The 15,172-nt window shown below is 66.7% G+C and carries 16 protein-coding genes and 2 pseudogenes; 2 read left to right on the forward strand and 16 right to left on the reverse strand.

Annotated features, from left to right (window positions below; all coding sequences use genetic code 11):
• Positions 1 to 21 precede the first annotated feature (21 nt).
• The 4 genes from Q9316_RS25475 to Q9316_RS25490 form a co-directional block, all read right to left on the reverse strand.
• The gene (locus Q9316_RS25475) at positions 22 to 501 is read right to left on the reverse strand and encodes a DoxX family protein (RefSeq protein WP_371878069.1); all 480 of its coding nucleotides are present in this window, start codon (positions 499 to 501) and stop codon (positions 22 to 24) included.
• Positions 479 to 1,258, reverse strand: a complete 780-nt coding sequence (locus Q9316_RS25480; protein ID WP_306036057.1) for an HvfC/BufC N-terminal domain-containing protein — start codon at positions 1,256 to 1,258, stop codon at positions 479 to 481. Before Q9316_RS25480 ends, Q9316_RS25475 begins: the two co-directional genes overlap by 23 nt.
• 3 nt (positions 1,259 to 1,261) lie before the next feature.
• Positions 1,262 to 2,116: an MNIO family bufferin maturase gene (gene bufB / locus Q9316_RS25485; RefSeq protein WP_306036058.1), complete on the reverse strand. Its 855-nt coding sequence runs from the start codon at positions 2,114 to 2,116 to the stop codon at positions 1,262 to 1,264.
• Positions 2,117 to 2,180: 64 nt separating this feature from the next.
• Positions 2,181 to 2,462, reverse strand: coding sequence for a BufA1 family periplasmic bufferin-type metallophore (locus tag Q9316_RS25490; protein ID WP_306036059.1), 282 nt, complete (start codon positions 2,460 to 2,462; stop codon positions 2,181 to 2,183).
• Between the two features lie 225 nt (positions 2,463 to 2,687).
• Here Q9316_RS25490 and Q9316_RS25495 point away from each other — a divergent pair, with 225 nt between their 5' ends.
• Both Q9316_RS25495 and Q9316_RS25500 read left to right on the forward strand, forming a co-directional pair.
• Positions 2,688 to 3,242 (forward strand): sigma-70 family RNA polymerase sigma factor, encoded by a 555-nt coding sequence (locus Q9316_RS25495; protein WP_306036060.1) that lies wholly within the window; start codon positions 2,688 to 2,690, stop codon positions 3,240 to 3,242.
• Entirely contained in the window at positions 3,243 to 3,878 is a 636-nt protein-coding gene (locus tag Q9316_RS25500; RefSeq protein WP_306036061.1) for a DUF1109 domain-containing protein, read from the forward strand.
• A 37-nt stretch (positions 3,879 to 3,915) separates the two neighbouring features.
• Here the strand turns inward: Q9316_RS25500 and Q9316_RS25505 are convergent, their stop codons facing one another.
• From Q9316_RS25505 to Q9316_RS25555, 12 genes and pseudogenes are all read right to left on the reverse strand, one after another.
• Entirely contained in the window at positions 3,916 to 4,572 is a 657-nt protein-coding gene (locus tag Q9316_RS25505) for a GntR family transcriptional regulator (RefSeq protein ID WP_306036062.1), read from the reverse strand.
• A gap of 121 nt (positions 4,573 to 4,693) precedes the next feature.
• Positions 4,694 to 6,001 carry an aspartate aminotransferase family protein gene (locus tag Q9316_RS25510; protein ID WP_306036063.1) on the reverse strand — a complete coding sequence of 436 codons (1,308 nt, stop codon included), beginning with the start codon at positions 5,999 to 6,001 and terminating at the stop codon, positions 4,694 to 4,696.
• Positions 6,002 to 6,006: 5 nt separating this feature from the next.
• A complete protein-coding gene (locus Q9316_RS25515; RefSeq protein ID WP_306036064.1) occupies positions 6,007 to 7,155 on the reverse strand; it encodes a phosphotransferase in 1,149 nt (382 codons plus the stop codon).
• A gap of 35 nt (positions 7,156 to 7,190) precedes the next feature.
• Positions 7,191 to 7,973 carry an SDR family NAD(P)-dependent oxidoreductase gene (locus tag Q9316_RS25520; protein ID WP_306036380.1) on the reverse strand — a complete coding sequence of 261 codons (783 nt, stop codon included), beginning with the start codon at positions 7,971 to 7,973 and terminating at the stop codon, positions 7,191 to 7,193.
• 5 nt (positions 7,974 to 7,978) lie between these two features.
• Positions 7,979 to 9,076 carry an ABC transporter ATP-binding protein gene (locus Q9316_RS25525; RefSeq protein WP_306036065.1) on the reverse strand — a complete coding sequence of 366 codons (1,098 nt, stop codon included), beginning with the start codon at positions 9,074 to 9,076 and terminating at the stop codon, positions 7,979 to 7,981.
• Between the two features lie 14 nt (positions 9,077 to 9,090).
• On the reverse strand, positions 9,091 to 9,513 hold the full coding sequence (locus Q9316_RS25530; RefSeq protein ID WP_306036066.1) for a diol dehydratase small subunit: 423 nt from the start codon (positions 9,511 to 9,513) through the stop codon (positions 9,091 to 9,093).
• Complete coding sequence (locus Q9316_RS25535; RefSeq protein ID WP_306036067.1) at positions 9,510 to 11,783, reverse strand: propanediol/glycerol family dehydratase large subunit; 2,274 nt, start codon at positions 11,781 to 11,783, stop codon at positions 9,510 to 9,512. Before Q9316_RS25535 ends, Q9316_RS25530 begins: the two co-directional genes overlap by 4 nt.
• A 2-nt stretch (positions 11,784 to 11,785) precedes the next feature.
• Entirely contained in the window at positions 11,786 to 12,703 is a 918-nt protein-coding gene (locus Q9316_RS25540; RefSeq protein WP_306036068.1) for a carbohydrate ABC transporter permease, read from the reverse strand.
• 82 nt (positions 12,704 to 12,785) lie between these two features.
• Positions 12,786 to 13,058: a hypothetical protein gene (locus tag Q9316_RS25805; RefSeq protein ID WP_371878096.1), complete on the reverse strand. Its 273-nt coding sequence runs from the start codon at positions 13,056 to 13,058 to the stop codon at positions 12,786 to 12,788.
• Between the two features lie 60 nt (positions 13,059 to 13,118).
• Positions 13,119 to 13,358, reverse strand: a pseudogene (locus Q9316_RS25810) (sugar ABC transporter substrate-binding protein); the annotation flags it as partial.
• A gap of 58 nt (positions 13,359 to 13,416) precedes the next feature.
• Positions 13,417 to 14,085: pseudogene (locus Q9316_RS25550) on the reverse strand (ABC transporter substrate-binding protein); the annotation flags it as partial.
• Between the two features lie 61 nt (positions 14,086 to 14,146).
• On the reverse strand, positions 14,147 to 14,968 hold the full coding sequence (locus Q9316_RS25555) for a carbohydrate ABC transporter permease (protein WP_306036070.1): 822 nt from the start codon (positions 14,966 to 14,968) through the stop codon (positions 14,147 to 14,149).
• Positions 14,969 to 15,172: the final 204 nt, after the last annotated feature.

Raw genomic sequence — 15,172 nt, forward strand, 5'->3', positions numbered from 1 at the left:
CCCTGAGTTGGCCTGCTCTCGTCATGCTTGATGGCGCCACCAACGAGCAATCATCGCATCCAACGACAGCAGCCCCGGTCCTCGCGCCGCAATAAAGAGCAGGCAGGCGGCCCAGGTGCCGTGGGTGGGCCAGGCGCCCGGATAGACGAAGATCTGGATCACCAGGGTCATGCCCAGAAGCGCCAATGCCGAGAGGCGGCTGGCGAGGCCTATGACCAGAAGTATTGGGAAGATGTGCTCGGCAAGGGCCGCAAGATGAGCGGCGAGCCAGGGATCGACGAGCGGCAGCCTGTATTCGTTCTCGAAGAGATAGAGCGCATTGTCGGAAAGCATCCAGCCGTTCACCTTCGTCTGGCCGGATTGCCAGAAGACGCCGGCAATAGAGAGCCGGGCGACCAGCGCGATGAAATCGTTCGGAATGCGGCCGAGAAGGGCGCGCGCCCGGTCGTAGAGGCCGCGCGATGCGGGCGGCGCAAGCTCAGACATGGTGTCGGTCTTCATTTTCATTGTCCTCCTTGATGGCCGAAAAAGCGCCGGAGTGGAGCAGAACGGCAAGTGTCGCGGATAGGTCGAAGCTTTCGCCCTCGGCCGCCGAGGCAGCGTCGGCGAGGCACGCGCCGCCGGCAAGGCGGCGGAAGAAGGTCGCGCCGGCCGCGGGCAGCGGGATAAGCTCGACCGTCAGGCGCGGGCGGACGACGAGGGCGTGTTCGCCCTGCCATGGGTCGATGGGGCCGAGCGGGCGTTCCCCGGAATTCATCGCCCAGATCGTCACGATCGGATGGAGCGAGGAAAGGACCGACATCGCAGGATGCGGCGCAAGGACGAGATCGCCGAGCTTTTCGGGATTGACCGAGGCCAGCGTCGCCGGATCGAGCGGCGGTACATCGGCGGCGTGATAGGCGCGTCCCCGCGCCACCTCAAGACGCATGACATCCGGCAGGTAGGCGAGGTCCCTGGCCGGCTCGAAGGCGGCGACGAAATCCGGGAACGTATTGCCGTAGGCAAGAAGCACCGGCGAGCGCGGCGGATGGGCGCGGATGAAATCGTCCGCCATGGCCCGGAAGAAATCCCGGCCGACAATGTTCTCCGCCACCGGGAAGCGAGAGGCGAGAGCGCCCGCAAGACTTGCCGAGACATTGTTGCGATAGACCGCGTATCGCCGCACCGGCACGGCCGCATTCCAGGCCGCCAGCCCGGCGGGCGGCGGTGCCTGCGCGAAAAGCCCCGCAGCGAAGGCGCTCTGGGTGGCCGCGGACATGGCTCAGGCCGCCTTCCGCCGGCCGGCGGCATCCAGCAGGCGCTGGGCCGCCGCCGCTTCCTGCCGCAGCACTGGCCAGTCAGGCACGTCATTGTCCCATTCGATGAGGCTTGCGACCGGCCCGATGCGGCCGAGGACCGTCTCGTAGAGCGCCCAGACGGGATCCTTCACCGGCGTATCATGACTGTCGATGAGGAGGGGCGCGCCGAGATCGTCCACCGTCTCGGAATGACCGCTGAGGTGGATTTCGCCCACGGCTTCGAGCGGAAAGCGGGCGATATAGGCATCGGGATCGAGGTTGTGGTTCGTCGCGGTGACGAAGACATTGTTGACGTCGAGCAGCAGGCCGCAGCCGGTGCGCCGGGCGATCTCGGCTAGGAAGGCGGTTTCCTCGATCGTGCTTTCCGCGAAGAGCAGGTAGGTGGCAGGGTTTTCGAGCAGCATCCGGCGGCCGAGCGCCGCCTGTACCTCGTCGACGTGATCGGCGACGCGGGTGAGCGTTTCTTCCGTGTAGGGCAGCGGCAGCAGGTCGTTGAGGAACACACTGTCATGGGTCGACCAGGCAAGATGTTCGGAAAAGCTCTCCGGTTGGTAGCGGTCGCACAGGGTCTTCAGTCGGGCGAGATGAGCGCGGTCGAGCGGCTGCATGGAGCCGATGGAAAGGCCGACGCCATGAACGGAAAGCGCGTGGTCCTCGCGCAGCTTGCCGAGTTGCGCATGCGGCGGGCCGCCAGCGCCCATATAGTTCTCCGCATGGACCTCGAAGAATCCGATGGGCTGCGGTTCGGCGAGGATATCGACGAAATGCTCGGGCTTGAAGCCAATGCCGGCACGGCGCGGAAGGGCGGAGGGGATCATGTCGGGGCCTTTCTGAAGAGAGGTGACGGCGCCGGTGGCGCCGTCCGTTCGGGCGGGCTTGGCGTCAGGCCGGTGCCGGCCCCTGTTCCAGCATGCCATGGCCGTCGGGTGTCTTCATCGACACGCAGGTGCCCTTGGGAACCAGCTTGAAGGCGTTCTTCTGATAGTCGATCTTCGAGGTGCCGGCGCAGGTCGTGCCCGGGCCTGCGGCGCAGTCGTTCTGGCCCTTCATCGCGATGCCGTAGCATTTTTCCTTGGCGTCATCCGCAGCGGCGGGCGTTGCGATGGCGGCAAGCGCAGAAGCGAGCGAACCGGCAAGAGCGAGGGTGGCGATCGTGGTCTTCATTCTCTGTCTCCGATTTAGGGCCAGCCGCGATTGGCTGTGCATGGACGGCTACGGAGAAGGGTCCGCCTTCGTTACAGGCGGGATGCCGGATTTTTCCGCCCGGCCCTTGCAGAACGGTCGGCGGTGTAGGAAAAAGCCCGGCGCATCAAGCTCTTGGGCGCGTTACGGTTTCTTTTCGTGGTGCGCGGTAACAAAATCGTGTCTCCCCGCGTAGGGTAGGAAACAGTGAGACAGTGGGCGCGAGAAGAGGAATGGGCGGCCTGGCTGCGCCTCGCCATCAGGGGCGATGCGCAGGCCTATAACCGTTTTCTCGTCGCCGTGACGCCGCAATTGCGCAGCATGGCGCGGCGGCGCTGCGATCAATACGGCGCGCCGCCGAGCGAGGCGGAGGACGTGGTGCAGGAAGTGCTGCTCGCCATCCACCTGAAGCGTGGCACATGGGATCCGGCCCGCCCGCTCGGCCCGTGGCTGACGACCATCGTGCGCAACAAACTGGTCGACAGCCTGCGCCGCCGCGGCCGGCATGCGAATGTGCCGCTTGAGGATGTGGCGGATTTCCTCGAGACGGCGGACGAGACGCACGAGGCGGCCAACCGCCTCGACACGCAAGCCATGCTGGCGAGGCTGAAGGATCCGCAGCGCGATATCGTACGCTCGATCTCCCTGGAGGGAGCGGATATTCGCGAGACGGCGGCGCGGCTGAAAATGACGGAGGTCGCGGTGCGCGTCTCCCTCCACCGGGCGCTCAAATCCCTCGCCGCCCTTTATCGGAGCGAATGAATGAAGACCGACGACCTGATCACCCTGATGACGCAAGACGCGCCCGTCGGCATGCGCTACGGCCGGGCGCTCGCCCTTGCGCTCGGGGCGGGCATCGTCTTCTCCGCCCTGCTGCTCGTCGCCACGGTGGGTCTGCGGCACAACATGGCCAGCGTCTTCGAAACCGCGCGCGTACTGTTCAAGATCGCCGTGACGCTTGTGCTCGCGGTTCTGGCCGCGCGGCTCGCCATGCGGATCGGCCGGCCCGGAGCGGAGACACGCTTTCCCGCGCGGCTGATCGCCTTGCCTGTCGCGATGGTCGCCGGTGCGGTTGTCCTTGAACTCATCGCACTGCCCACCGACGCCTGGCGGGCCAGTCTCATGGGTCGCAACGCGCTGTTCTGCCTGTTCTTCGTGCCGGTCCTGTCGCTCGCGCCCCTGGCCGGGCTGTTCTGGGCATTGAAAAAGGGGGCGCCGGAGAACCCCACGGCTGCCGGCGCTGCCGCCGGCCTCGCTGCCGGCGCGATCGCAGCGGCGATCTATGCCTGGCATTGCCCCGATGACAGCCCGCTCTTCCTTGCCACCTGGTACACCCTGGCCATCACCGGAGTGACCGCCGCCGGCGCACTTCTAGGGCAACGCTTCTTGCGCTGGTAGAGGCCAAACGCACCCTCCTCTCGGGGGAAGGATTGTTTCAGGACGGAAGCAGCTCGATCAGGACGGTGGCGGCTTCGCTGATGTCGCGGCCGGCCGCCTCCGATACGGCCTGCACGTCGCCGTGGCGCAGGGCCGCGATCATGTTGTCGTGCTCTTCGTTGGCGATGGCGTGGAAGCGGCCTTCCTGCGCCAGCCGGTTCAGCCACGGCCCGGTCCTCAGCCAGCACAGGCCGATCAGCTGCTGGAGATAGGGCAGGTCGGATGCTTCGTAGATCAGGAAATGGAAGGTCTGGTTGTCGGCGAGGTAATCGGGAAAGCGGCCTTCCGCGATGGCGGCGTGCATCCGTTCAGAGAGCGTCTGCAGCCGGTCGCACAGCTTTTCGTCGGCCCGCGCGGCGGCGGCCTCGGCGGCGAAGCGCTCGAGGCGCAGGCGGATTTCGGTGACTTCGACGAAGCGGCGGCGCGTCATGACCGGAACCTGGATGGTCCGGTTCGGGGCGAGCTCCAACGCCCCTTCCGCGATCAGCCTCTGCAGCGCCTCGCGCACCGGCGTTGCCGAAATCCCAAGGCTGGCGCCCAGGCCCCGGATCGTCAGCGACTGGCCCGGCACCAGCCGCCCCATCAGCAGCGCATTGCGCAACGTGGCGTAGGCCTGCTCATGCAGCGGCTCGGACGTCAGCTGTGTGAACTCCATTCGGTTCTCTTTCCTGCTTTTTGTCCGAAGCTAGTGCAATTCCTGCGGGACCGTGAATGCTTTTTCTTCAAGAATCGCAGCAAAACAACAAGATGGAGCCTGTCCGCAAGGCATTCCCGGATCAGTGCGCCGCCAGCGCCTCCTGCATGGCTTCGACGAAGCGTTCGGCCTCCGCCCGGCGAAGCACCAGCGGCGGTCGAATCTTGAGGATGTTCGCCCCCGGCCCGGTGGCGCTGATGAGGACGCCGTTGCGGCGCAGATGGTTGACCACGTGGCCCGCCAGCCGGGCATTGGGCGCACCACCCTCGACGCATTCGACGGCGAGGAACAGCCCGGCGCCGCGCACGTCGCCGATATCGTCGCGGCCCGCGACGATCGCCTTCAGCCCCTGCTTGAGGAAGGCGCCGGTGGTGCTCGCATTGTCCTGCAGGCCCTCCTCTTCGATCACGTCGAGCACGGCCATGCCGGCGGCGCAGGCCACCGGATTGCCGCCGAACGTGTTGAAGTAGCGGGCTTTTGCGCCGAACTCCTCGACGAGATCAGGGCGCAGCGCCACACCCGCGACCGGAAAGCCGTTGCCCATCGGCTTGCCCATGGTCACCATGTCGGGCACCAGCCCGTGGCGCTGGAAGCCCCAGAAGGCATCTCCCGTGCGCGCGAAGCCGGGCTGCACCTCGTCGGCGATGAAGACGCCGCCCTCCGCGCGGACCAGGTCGACGGCGGGTTTGAGGAAGCCCGCCGGATCGGGGTAGAGCCCATCGCTGGAGAAAATCGTATCCACGATGAAGGCGGCCGGCTCGATGCCGTCGGCGCGCATCGCGGCGATGGCGGCGGCGAGATCGGCGGCAAGCTTCGCGCCCTGTTCGGCGGGCGGCACGGTGAGCGCGTTCGGCGCGGGGATCAGCCGCACGCGCGGTCCGCGCGGCACGAAGCCGCCCAGCGACGGCGAGATCTCGGAGACCGCCTCGGTCACGCCGTGATAGGCGAGGCTGGTGACGATCACGCCCTGCCGCCCGGTGAAGGAGCGCGCGATCCTGAGCGCCAGGTCGTTGGCCTCCGATCCGGTGCAGGTGAACATCATGTGGCCGAGCGCGTCGGGCATGGTCCCGAGCAGCCTGTCGGCATAGGCGACGACGCGCTCGTGCAGGTAGCGGGTATGGGTGTTGAGGGTGCCGAGCTGGCGCGTGACCGCCTCGACCACCTTCGGATGGCAATGGCCGACCGACGCGACATTGTTGTAGGCGTCGAGATAGGCCCTGCCCTTGTTGTCGTAGAGCCAGACGCCCTCGCCGCGCACGAGATGCAGCGGCTCTTCGTAGAACAGGCGGTAGGCGGGGCCGAGCACCTTGCTGCGATGCTCGATCAGGGCCGCATCCCCGGCTTCGAGGCCGGAGGCGCGGTTCGGGTCGAAGGCGTTGACCATGGTCATGGCGGTTACTCCGGTTTGGCGGAAAGGGCGGCGGCGCGCAGCGCTTGCGCGGTCCTGTCGGGGCCGATGCGGTCGACCGCGTCCAGCCCGCGCAGCGAGGCGGCGGCATTGCGCAGGATATAGGCGGCGTTTTCGGGATAGCGTCGCGCCCGCCATGCGGTGATGGCGAGCGTGGTGATGTGGCGCAGCCGGATCAGGTCGGGCAGCAGCGCGAACTCCTCCTCCTCCAGCGGCAGGACGCCGCTATAGCCGGCGACCAGATCGGCGACCCGGCGCAGCGGCTCGGCGCCATCGGTGACGTGATAGGAGCAGGCGATGGCGAGATCGCAGAGGATCGGCGTATGCACCATGTCGCCGAAATCGATGATCCCGGTCGGCCGCGTGGCCTCCATCGCGTTCACCACGAGGTTGTGCGGGTTGAAATCGTTGTGGACGATCTGGGTGCGCAGATGCGGCAGGCGCGGCGCGATTTCGGCGTCGAAGCGGTCGAGCAGCGCCGTCAGCCGGAGCCGCAGGGCGCCGTCCTCGACGGATGCCAGCATGGGGCGCAGCCGCCCGGCATGCTTGATGTCCCATTGCAGCACGTGGCCCGCCGCCGGATGGAAGAAGCCGCGCAGCGCCTTGGTCAGCCGCGCGAGCAGGGCGCCGATGCCGCGGTGCAGGTCGGGGCCGGGGCTGGCCGCGTGCAGCATGGTGCCGTCGATGAAGGTCAGCAGCCGCGCCACATGCGCCTGCCCGGAAGGGCCGGTGACGATTTCCCAGGGCCTGCCCGCCCGCGTCTCGCAGACGCGCTGCACCGGCAGCGCCGGGTCGACGGCGGCAAGATGCGCGAGGGCCGCGGTCTGCATGGCCGTGACGGCGCGGTCCTCCGCGGCGTTGGTGATCTTCAGCAGCGCCTGCTCGCCGCCGGCAAGGCGGATGTGGAAGTTCGAATCCCGCTCGGAGGACAGCATCCGCATCTCGCCGGCAATGCCGAACACGCGCTCCGCGATGCGGGCGCCTTCCTCCAGCGAGATGCCGGGCGGGGCCACGGACAGGAGCGCGCTCTCGGCGATCGTCCCGGCCTCGGCCGTGCGGGCGGGATCCGTCGTCGCCACGAAGGGCGGCAGGCCGCCGGAAAGCCTGGCAGCGGCGGGGTGGGAATTGATCAGCACGACGATATCCTTGTTGCTGCGCTTCGGCTGCCTGGTCAGACCGAGGAGTTGCTGCCGCCGGCGAGGCACTCGCCGCCATCGACCACCAGCGCATGGCCGGTGATGAAGGAGGAGCGATCCGAGCAGAGGAAGAGCACGGCTTCGGCGATCTCCTCCGGCCGGCCGAAGCGGCCCATCGGCACGAGATCGCGCACGACCTTCTCCAGCGCCGCGCGGCCGCCGAGCTGCGCTTCATAAGGACCGTTGAACGGCGTGTCGACCCAGCCGGGGCAAAGCGCGTTCACCCGGATGCCGTCGCGGGCGTAATCCAGCGCGATCTGCTTGGTCATGGTGATGACGGCCGACTTGGTCGTGATATAGGCGAGCATGCCCTTGTCGAGAAAGACGCCGGCATTCGAGGCGGTGTTGAGGATCACCCCGCCGCCCTGCGCCCGCATGTGCGGCAGCGCCGCCTTGCAGGCCGTAAACTGCGCGACGACGTTGATCTCGTAACTCCTGCGCATGTCGCCGGCATCGATCTGTTCCAGCGCGCCGCCGATCTGGATGCCGGCATGATTGTGCAGGATGTTCAGCGCCCCGCGTTCGCGCACCAGCCGGTCGAAGACCCCGGTGACCGCGGCCTCGTCCGCCACGTCGATCGCCGACGATGCGCAAATGCCGCCGGCGGCGCGGATGGCCTCCGCCGTCTCCTCGGCCAGTCCCCCGTCGCGGTCGGTCACCATCACGAAGGCGCCGTTGGCCGCGAGGATGCCGGCGGACTGCCGGCCGATGCCGGATCCGGCGGCGGTGACGAGCGCGGTCTTGCCGCTCAGAAGCATATCGCTCACGGGGTGTCTCCTTCATGGCGCAGGCTGCGTTCGGTCTCGGCGTCGAACAGATGCACGGCCCCCGCATCGACATGGAAGCTGCGCGTCTGGCCGCGTTCCGGCGCTGTGCCCGGTTGCAGGCGCAAGGTGACGTCCCGGCCGGCAAGGTCGCCGATGACATAGACCTCGGCGCCGCAGGGCTCGATCAGCGAGGCGGTGATGGTGAAGGACGGCCAGTCGGAACGGCGCGCCTCCAGATGGAACGCCTCGGGCCGCACGCCGAGCAGCACCTTGCGGCCGCTCTCGTCCTTCAGGTGGGCGAAGGCCGGCGGCAGCGGGAAGGAGGGGCCTCCTGTCACGATAATGACGCCATCCCCGACCGTTGCCGGCAACAGGTTCATGGCTGGCGAGCCGATGAATTTCGCCACGAAGGTAGTGGCGGGGCGATTGTAGAGGTCGTCCGGCGAGCCGATCTGCTCGATCCTGCCGGCGCGCATGGCGACGATCCGGTCGGCGAGCGTCATCGCCTCGATCTGGTCGTGGGTGACGTAGATCACGGTCTGCTTCTCTTCCAGATGCATGCGCTTGATCTCGGCCCGCATCGAGGTGCGAAGCTGCGCGTCGAGGTTGGAGAGCGGCTCGTCGAAGAGGTAGACGGCCGGCTGGCGCACCATGGCGCGGCCCATGGCGACGCGCTGGCGCTGGCCGCCTGACAGCTCCCGGGGCTTGCGCGACAGCAGGTGGTCGATATGCAGCATCTTCGCCGCCCGGTTCACCTGGTCGTTGATCTGGGGCTGCGGAACCTTGGCGAGCTTCAGGCTGAAGCCCATGTTCTCGGCCGCGGTCATATGCGGGTAGAGCGCATAGGACTGGAAGACCATCGCGATATCGCGATTGCGCGGCGAAAGGTGCGTGACGTCGCGCTCGCCGATGCGGATCTCGCCCGCCGTGGTGGCTTCCAGCCCGGCGATCATGCGCAGCAGCGTGGTCTTGCCGCAGCCGGAGGGGCCGACCAGTACCACGAATTCCCCGTTGGCGATCCTCAGATCGAGGTCGCGGATGATATCGACCGCGCCGAAGCTTTTGGCGAGCCGGACGACTTCCACCTGGGCCATTTGTCTTTCCTCTTCTAGAATCTCTTGGTGAAAAGGCCGCGCCGCTCGCAGACGTCGGCGGCCTCCTCGATCAGGGCGGCGATGCGGTTCGCGCCATAGTCGCGCCGCATCAGCGCGGCGCGCGCGCGCAGCTGATCGGCGGATTTGGCGCGGCCCGGGCGCAGCAGCTCGTAGGTGTCGAGCAGCATGTCCTGCGGCACGGCGACCAGTTCGGCGGCGCGCTCGAAATTCTCGGCCAGACGGTCGCGGTCCGTGGCGCGCGCGACATCGGCCTGCAACCGCAGCGCCTCGGGCGTGATCGCCAGATCCTGCGCGCCTATCCGACCTTCCAGCACGGCGTCGACGGTGAAATCCTCAAGCCCAAGCCCCGTCTTGCTGCGCACCAGATGGGGCGCCTTTTCGGAGAGCGGGTAGAGATCGCGGGCATCGGTGCTCATGCGTTACGCTCCGCGCTGGCGAAGAACATCTCTTCCGGCTCGGCGCCGGGTTCTGTCATTTCCGTCTCGATGGCGTAGAGCAGCGCGACGCGCGGGTGGAAGCGCGCGCCGAGCGCCTGCCCGTCATTGGTCACGATGATCGGCTCGGGTGTCTCGCCCCAGGTCATGCGTCCGGCATTGCGGCCCATGGCGCGATATTGCTCCAGCGAGACCAGTGGCGCGTTGGAGAACAGTTCCAGGTTCATGTGCGGCAGCCGGTCCCGCTGGTGGATGATCGCGGTGCCCTTGGCCTGGATGCCGATGCCGTAGCCCGAGCCCGCCAGATGCGCGGCGCTGAGGCCGAGGAAGGAGGTGTCCGCCGTGTGCCGGATGCGCACCACGCGCGGCATGCCGCCGCCTTCCAGCACACCGCGCGTTAGCGCATCCAGCACGTCGCTGACGGCATGGCCCGCCGTCGTGCGGTGCAGCCGCTCGCCGAAGGCCGGCGAGATGCCGATCACCACCTCGTGCGGATCATGACCCTTCTCCGCCTTGCCGATCGGGTAGAACTGCGCCGACCCCGCCGGCGCCTCGTGGCTGCCCTCGGCGTCGAGCACATGGCTGCGGTTGATCGTGCCGCGGACCGCCTTCACGCGGCTCCAGCGCGCCTCGTCCATGCGGTAGCCGGTGCCGGGCCCGGAATAATGGTTCGGATCGTTCACCGCACTGACGACCTTGCCGCCGCGCACGATGGCCGAGGTCTGTAAGTAGTCGCCGCTGATGCGCTGGCGCAGCATGCTCATCAGGTTTTCCGCCATTTCGCGATGGCCGCGCAGCGCCAGCGCCCGCACCACGTCGAGCGCGGTCAGCCCGCGCGAAGCGATGTCGCGGCTGATCTCGAGGGTGCGCACAGGCGCAAAGGTCTCGGTATCGTCGGAGCCGGAGGCATGGATGACGCTCTCCTTCATGCGAGGCTCGGCCTTGGCGAGGCCGAGCTCGTCCAGCACGTCGTCGAGCGCTTCGACCGCCTGGCGCCGCACCCGCAGCGCCTCCTCGTCCGAAAGCGGCGCAAGCCCGCCGTCCACCTCGAAATCCCGTTGCAGGACGAGGTAGTCCTCCATCTCCTCGGCGTTGAAGAGCGAGGGATTGAAGGAATTGTCATAGGCGCGGATCGAGCCGAAGCCGGAGGTGATCAGGTCCGACCCGGCCAAGAGGTAGGGCGTGATCTTCGCCCCGATGCGGATCTCGGATTCCGAGGTCTTGGTGTCGTTGCCCGAGGCGCATTCCAGCCCGAGCCACACTGCCAGCAGGTTCTCCGCCATCAGTTCGCGAATGCCGCCCGGCATCGAGGCCGTCAGCGGCGCGCCGTCCACGCCGCCGTTCTGGGTGCCCTGCACGCCCATGGCGCGCTGGAGGCACAGGCACCGGGCCTCCAGGTAGAGCACCGAGCATTTCTCGTGAAAGCCCATCAGCAGCTCGGAGCCCGCGCCCGAGGTGCAGCGCGCCTTGATGCCGCGCGAGGCATAGGCAGCGGTCAGGAAGGTCTTCGACCAGGGCGTATCGTCCCCATCGACGAAGGAACGCTCGCTGCCATAGACCGAAACGGTCTCGGCATAGGTGGCAAGGCCCGCCAGGCCGATCTTCAACTCCTCGGCCTCCTCGATCGAGCACTGGAAGAGGGTGCTACCGCGCCCGGCCGCCGCGCCCACGGTGCAGGCCAGCGCATTGGCCCAGGCGTTGCCCGCCACGCGCATGGTGGTCTCGATCTCGTCGAAGCCGAGCGCCACGGCGATGGCGGAATCGGCGGCCAGCTGCAGCGGGTCGTCCTTGGCATTGGTGACATGCGCCTGGTTGCCGGGGCTGTGGCGCTGGCGCATCTTGGAATAGGCGAAGGTCGCCTCCAGCGCGGAAAGCCTGCCCACCACCTCGGTCAGCTTGGCGGGCGTCATGCCGCGGGCCAGCCGCTCCAGCTCCTCGCGGGGCACGTTCACATCGACCAGCATGCGCGCCACCGCGGTGCTGTCGAGCGCCATGGCCTCGGCCGCGACGGCCCGGTCGATGTGGTGGGCGGCGATGAAGGCGTCGAGAATGTCGAAATCGGCGGTCTTGCGGCCATCCATTTCAAGGATGTCGCCCTGCGGCCCGAGCGTCAGCCCGGGCGTGGGATCGAAGGGCGAATGGAAGACCGCAAAGCCGTTCTCTGGGCTTTCCTCGGAAAAGCTGTCGAGCCGCAGGGGGCGCCGGTCCCATTCCTGCAGGCGCTTCCAGCGCGGGGCCTGATCCTGCTCCATCCTCAGTTCTCCCGCATGATGCGCAGCAGGAGGACCGTCAGGACGATCACCGCGGCGAGGAGGATGAAGGAAACGGCCGCCGCCTGGCCGATATCGAGGAAGCGGAAGCCGAGGCGGTAGGCGTAGAAGCTGATCGTTTCGGTCACCTTGCCGGGGCCGCCCTGCGTCAGCATGTAGATCAGGTCGTAGCTCTTCAGCGCCGTGATCATGCGGATCAGCAGCGTCACGAGGATGACCGGCTTCAGCATCGGCAGGGTGACGTGGCGCAGGATCTGGAAGGCGTTGGCGCCGTCGATGCGCGCGGCCTCCACCGGATCCTGCGGCAGCGATTTCAGCCCCGCATAGAGCATGATCAGCATCAGCGAGGTCTCGTTCCAGATATCGACGAACACCACGGTGGCAAGCGCAAGGTCCGGATCGCCGAACCAGCCCTGCTGGGGAATGCCGACAAGCGACAGCACCCAGTTGATGATGCCGAGATTGGGGTTGAACATCAGCCGGAACATCAGCGCCACGGCCACCGGCGTCATCAGGATCGGCAGCATCAGCACCATGAGGTAGAACTCGCGGAACTTCAGCCAGGACTGGTTCAGGAGGAGCGCGAGGCCGAAGGCGATCAGGAATTCCAGGACGACGACGATCACCGTCAGCTTCATGGTGATCCACGAGACGCCGGCGAACTCATCGCTCATCATCGCGGCATAGTTCTCGAACCAGACGAGATCGCCCATGCCGTAGGTGATGATGTATTCGTGCAGGCTGAGCCAGAAGGAGTAGAGGAGCGGCGCGGCCACCACCAGCGCCAGAACGAGCACGGTCGGCGTCATGAACAGCAGTTTGTAGAACCCGGTCGAGAACCCGTCCGACCGGCGGGCCGGGGCGGAATAGGCGGGTCTTGCGGTCTGGCTGGCGCTTGTCATGCTTCTGGCATCCGTCGCACGGGAGGATCGGGGCTGCGGCCGGCCGATTATCCGGCCGCAGCGGTTTCGTGTATGGAAGGGATCACTTCAGCAGCGGATCGCCCCTGGTCAGGCGGGCGAACTTGTCCTCGGCATTCGCGATGGCCGTCGCCGGATCCGTGCCATTGGCGAGAACCTCGCCCATCACCTCGGCGAAGACCTCGACCAGCTGGGTCGCGCGCGACATCACCGGCAGGCCCTTGGCATGGGCGAGCGCATCGCCCACCGCGGCCATCTGTGGCCAGCGCTTCAGGTACTCGGCGTCGTCATAGATCCAGGCCTGCGTCGCCTGGCCGCCGGCCATCGCGCGCTTCATCGCCACGTCCCTGGATTCCACCCATTTGATGAACTCCCAGGAACAATCGGGATTGGCCGCATTGGTCGGGATCGCCCAGCCCCAGGCGCCGAGCAGGCTGTCCTGGCCCGGCATGCGCGCGAAGGCCATCTTGTCGACCACCTTGGATTCCTTCGGGTCCTGCAGGGTCGGCATCAGGAACAGGTAGGAGATCGAGAAGACCGCCTTGTCCTGCTTCAGCGCATTGGCGACGTCGTCGAAATTCGCGCCGAGCGCGCCGGGCTGGGCGGCATTGGCGAGAAGATCGGCATAGATCTTCACCGCCTATGCCTTCGGGTGAATTCAGCGCCGGTTCCCAGGTCTCGCGGTTGTAGAAATCCGCGCCGAGCGAGAAGACGTAGTTCGTGGCTTCCATCACCACGGGATCGGCACGCTGGCCGGACATGGCGACGCCCGCCTTGCCGGTGTGCTGGCCCGCCCATTTGGCGACGTCGGCATATTCCTGAAGCGTTTCGGGCAGGCGCCAGTCGCGGCCGAACTTTTCCTTGTAGGCGGCCTGGAACGCCGGATCCTCGACGATGTCCTTGCGGTAAAGCATGCCCATCGCATATTGCCAGAAGGGCAGCATGTAGGTGGTGCCCTTCACCTTGCCGTTCACGTCCATCAGCGCGGGATAATAGACCGACGTATCGATCTTGTCGGCGGCGATGCGCTCGTCGAGCGGCTGGATCCAGTTGGCGGTGACGAATTCGCCCGCCCAGTAGCTGTCGACCGCCAGCACGTCGTAGGAGCCGGAGGAGGCCGTCAGGCTCGGCACCAGCTTCTCATGCATCAGCGAATAGTTGACCGCCTCCATGTTCAGCTTGGCGCCCGAGAGCTTCTCGAATTCCGGGCCGACCTCGGCGAGCGCCGTGCTGTCGGGCACGGTCTCGAGCAGGAGGTTCAGCGTCTTTCCCTGGCAGACGGCGGCGGGATCGGCGAGCGCGGTCGAGGCGGCAAGCAGCGAGGCGGCCATCACGCCAAGCCTAGTTGTGATCAGTCGGGGCATGCTTCGATCTCCTTGGTGCGGGTTGAATGCGGGATTGGACCGTCGTCCCGTGTGTTGCCGGTCAGCCTTTGACCGCTCCGAGGTTCAGCCCCGAGACGAGGAAACGGCGCATGGCGAAATACAGGATCGCCATCGGCAGCATGGCGAGGATGGTCGCCGCGCTGACCGCCCCGATCGCCGTACCCTGCTGGGTGACCAGGCTGGATATCGCGACGGGAAGGGTCTTCGACTCGTTGCCCGACAGCATCAGGGCAAAGAGGAATTCGTTCCAGCTCAGCACGAAGCTGAGGATGGTGGCCGCGCCGATGCCGGGCAGGAGCGCGGGAACGATGATGCGGATGAAGGCGGTCATCGGCGTGCAGCCGTCGATCAGCGCCGCCTCGTCCAGCTCGCGCGGAACGCGCTTCATGAAGCTCATCATCAGCCAGACGACATAGGGCAGGTTGAAGGCGAGATAGGTGACGATCAGGCCGGTGCGGGAATCGGTGAGGCCGATGTCCTTGAAGATCAGGAAGAAGGGGATGACCAGCACGATGGGCGGCATCATCTGGGTGGCGAGGATGACGATCGGCATCGCGTCGCCGCCCGCCCTGTAGCGGTCGATCGCATAGGCGGCGAGCGCGCCGATCACCACCGCGAGCAGCGTGGAGGTCAGCGAGATGATCAGGCTGTTCAGGAAGAAGGTGCCGAAATTCATCTCGACGAGGATCATCCGGTAATTGTCGAGCGTCGGCGTGAAGAACAATGCGGGCGGCAGCTGATAGGCGACGACCTTGTCCGCGAACGAGGTCCGCAGCACCCACAGGAGCGGCAGCAGCACCACCAGGCAGCACAGGCCGAGGACCAGATGGGTGACGATGCGCAGGAGAAGGGGAGGCTGCATTGGATCCCTGTCATTTGTTATAACAAATACCGCGTAACATATTTGAAGTGGATCGCGGCAGGTTTGTCAAGAATTTTTCACGGCGGCCGCGTGGTCTCAGGCAGGAGGTTCGAAGCCGGACGGCATGCGGCGGCGTTCCCGGCATGGCTGCCGGAAATCTCCGTGGAAACAACATGTTGCACTGCGGCATTCTCGGGTCCCGGC

It is taken from the genome of Shinella zoogloeoides (assembly GCF_030733845.1).
GTDB classification, from domain to species: domain Bacteria; phylum Pseudomonadota; class Alphaproteobacteria; order Rhizobiales; family Rhizobiaceae; genus Shinella; species Shinella zoogloeoides_C.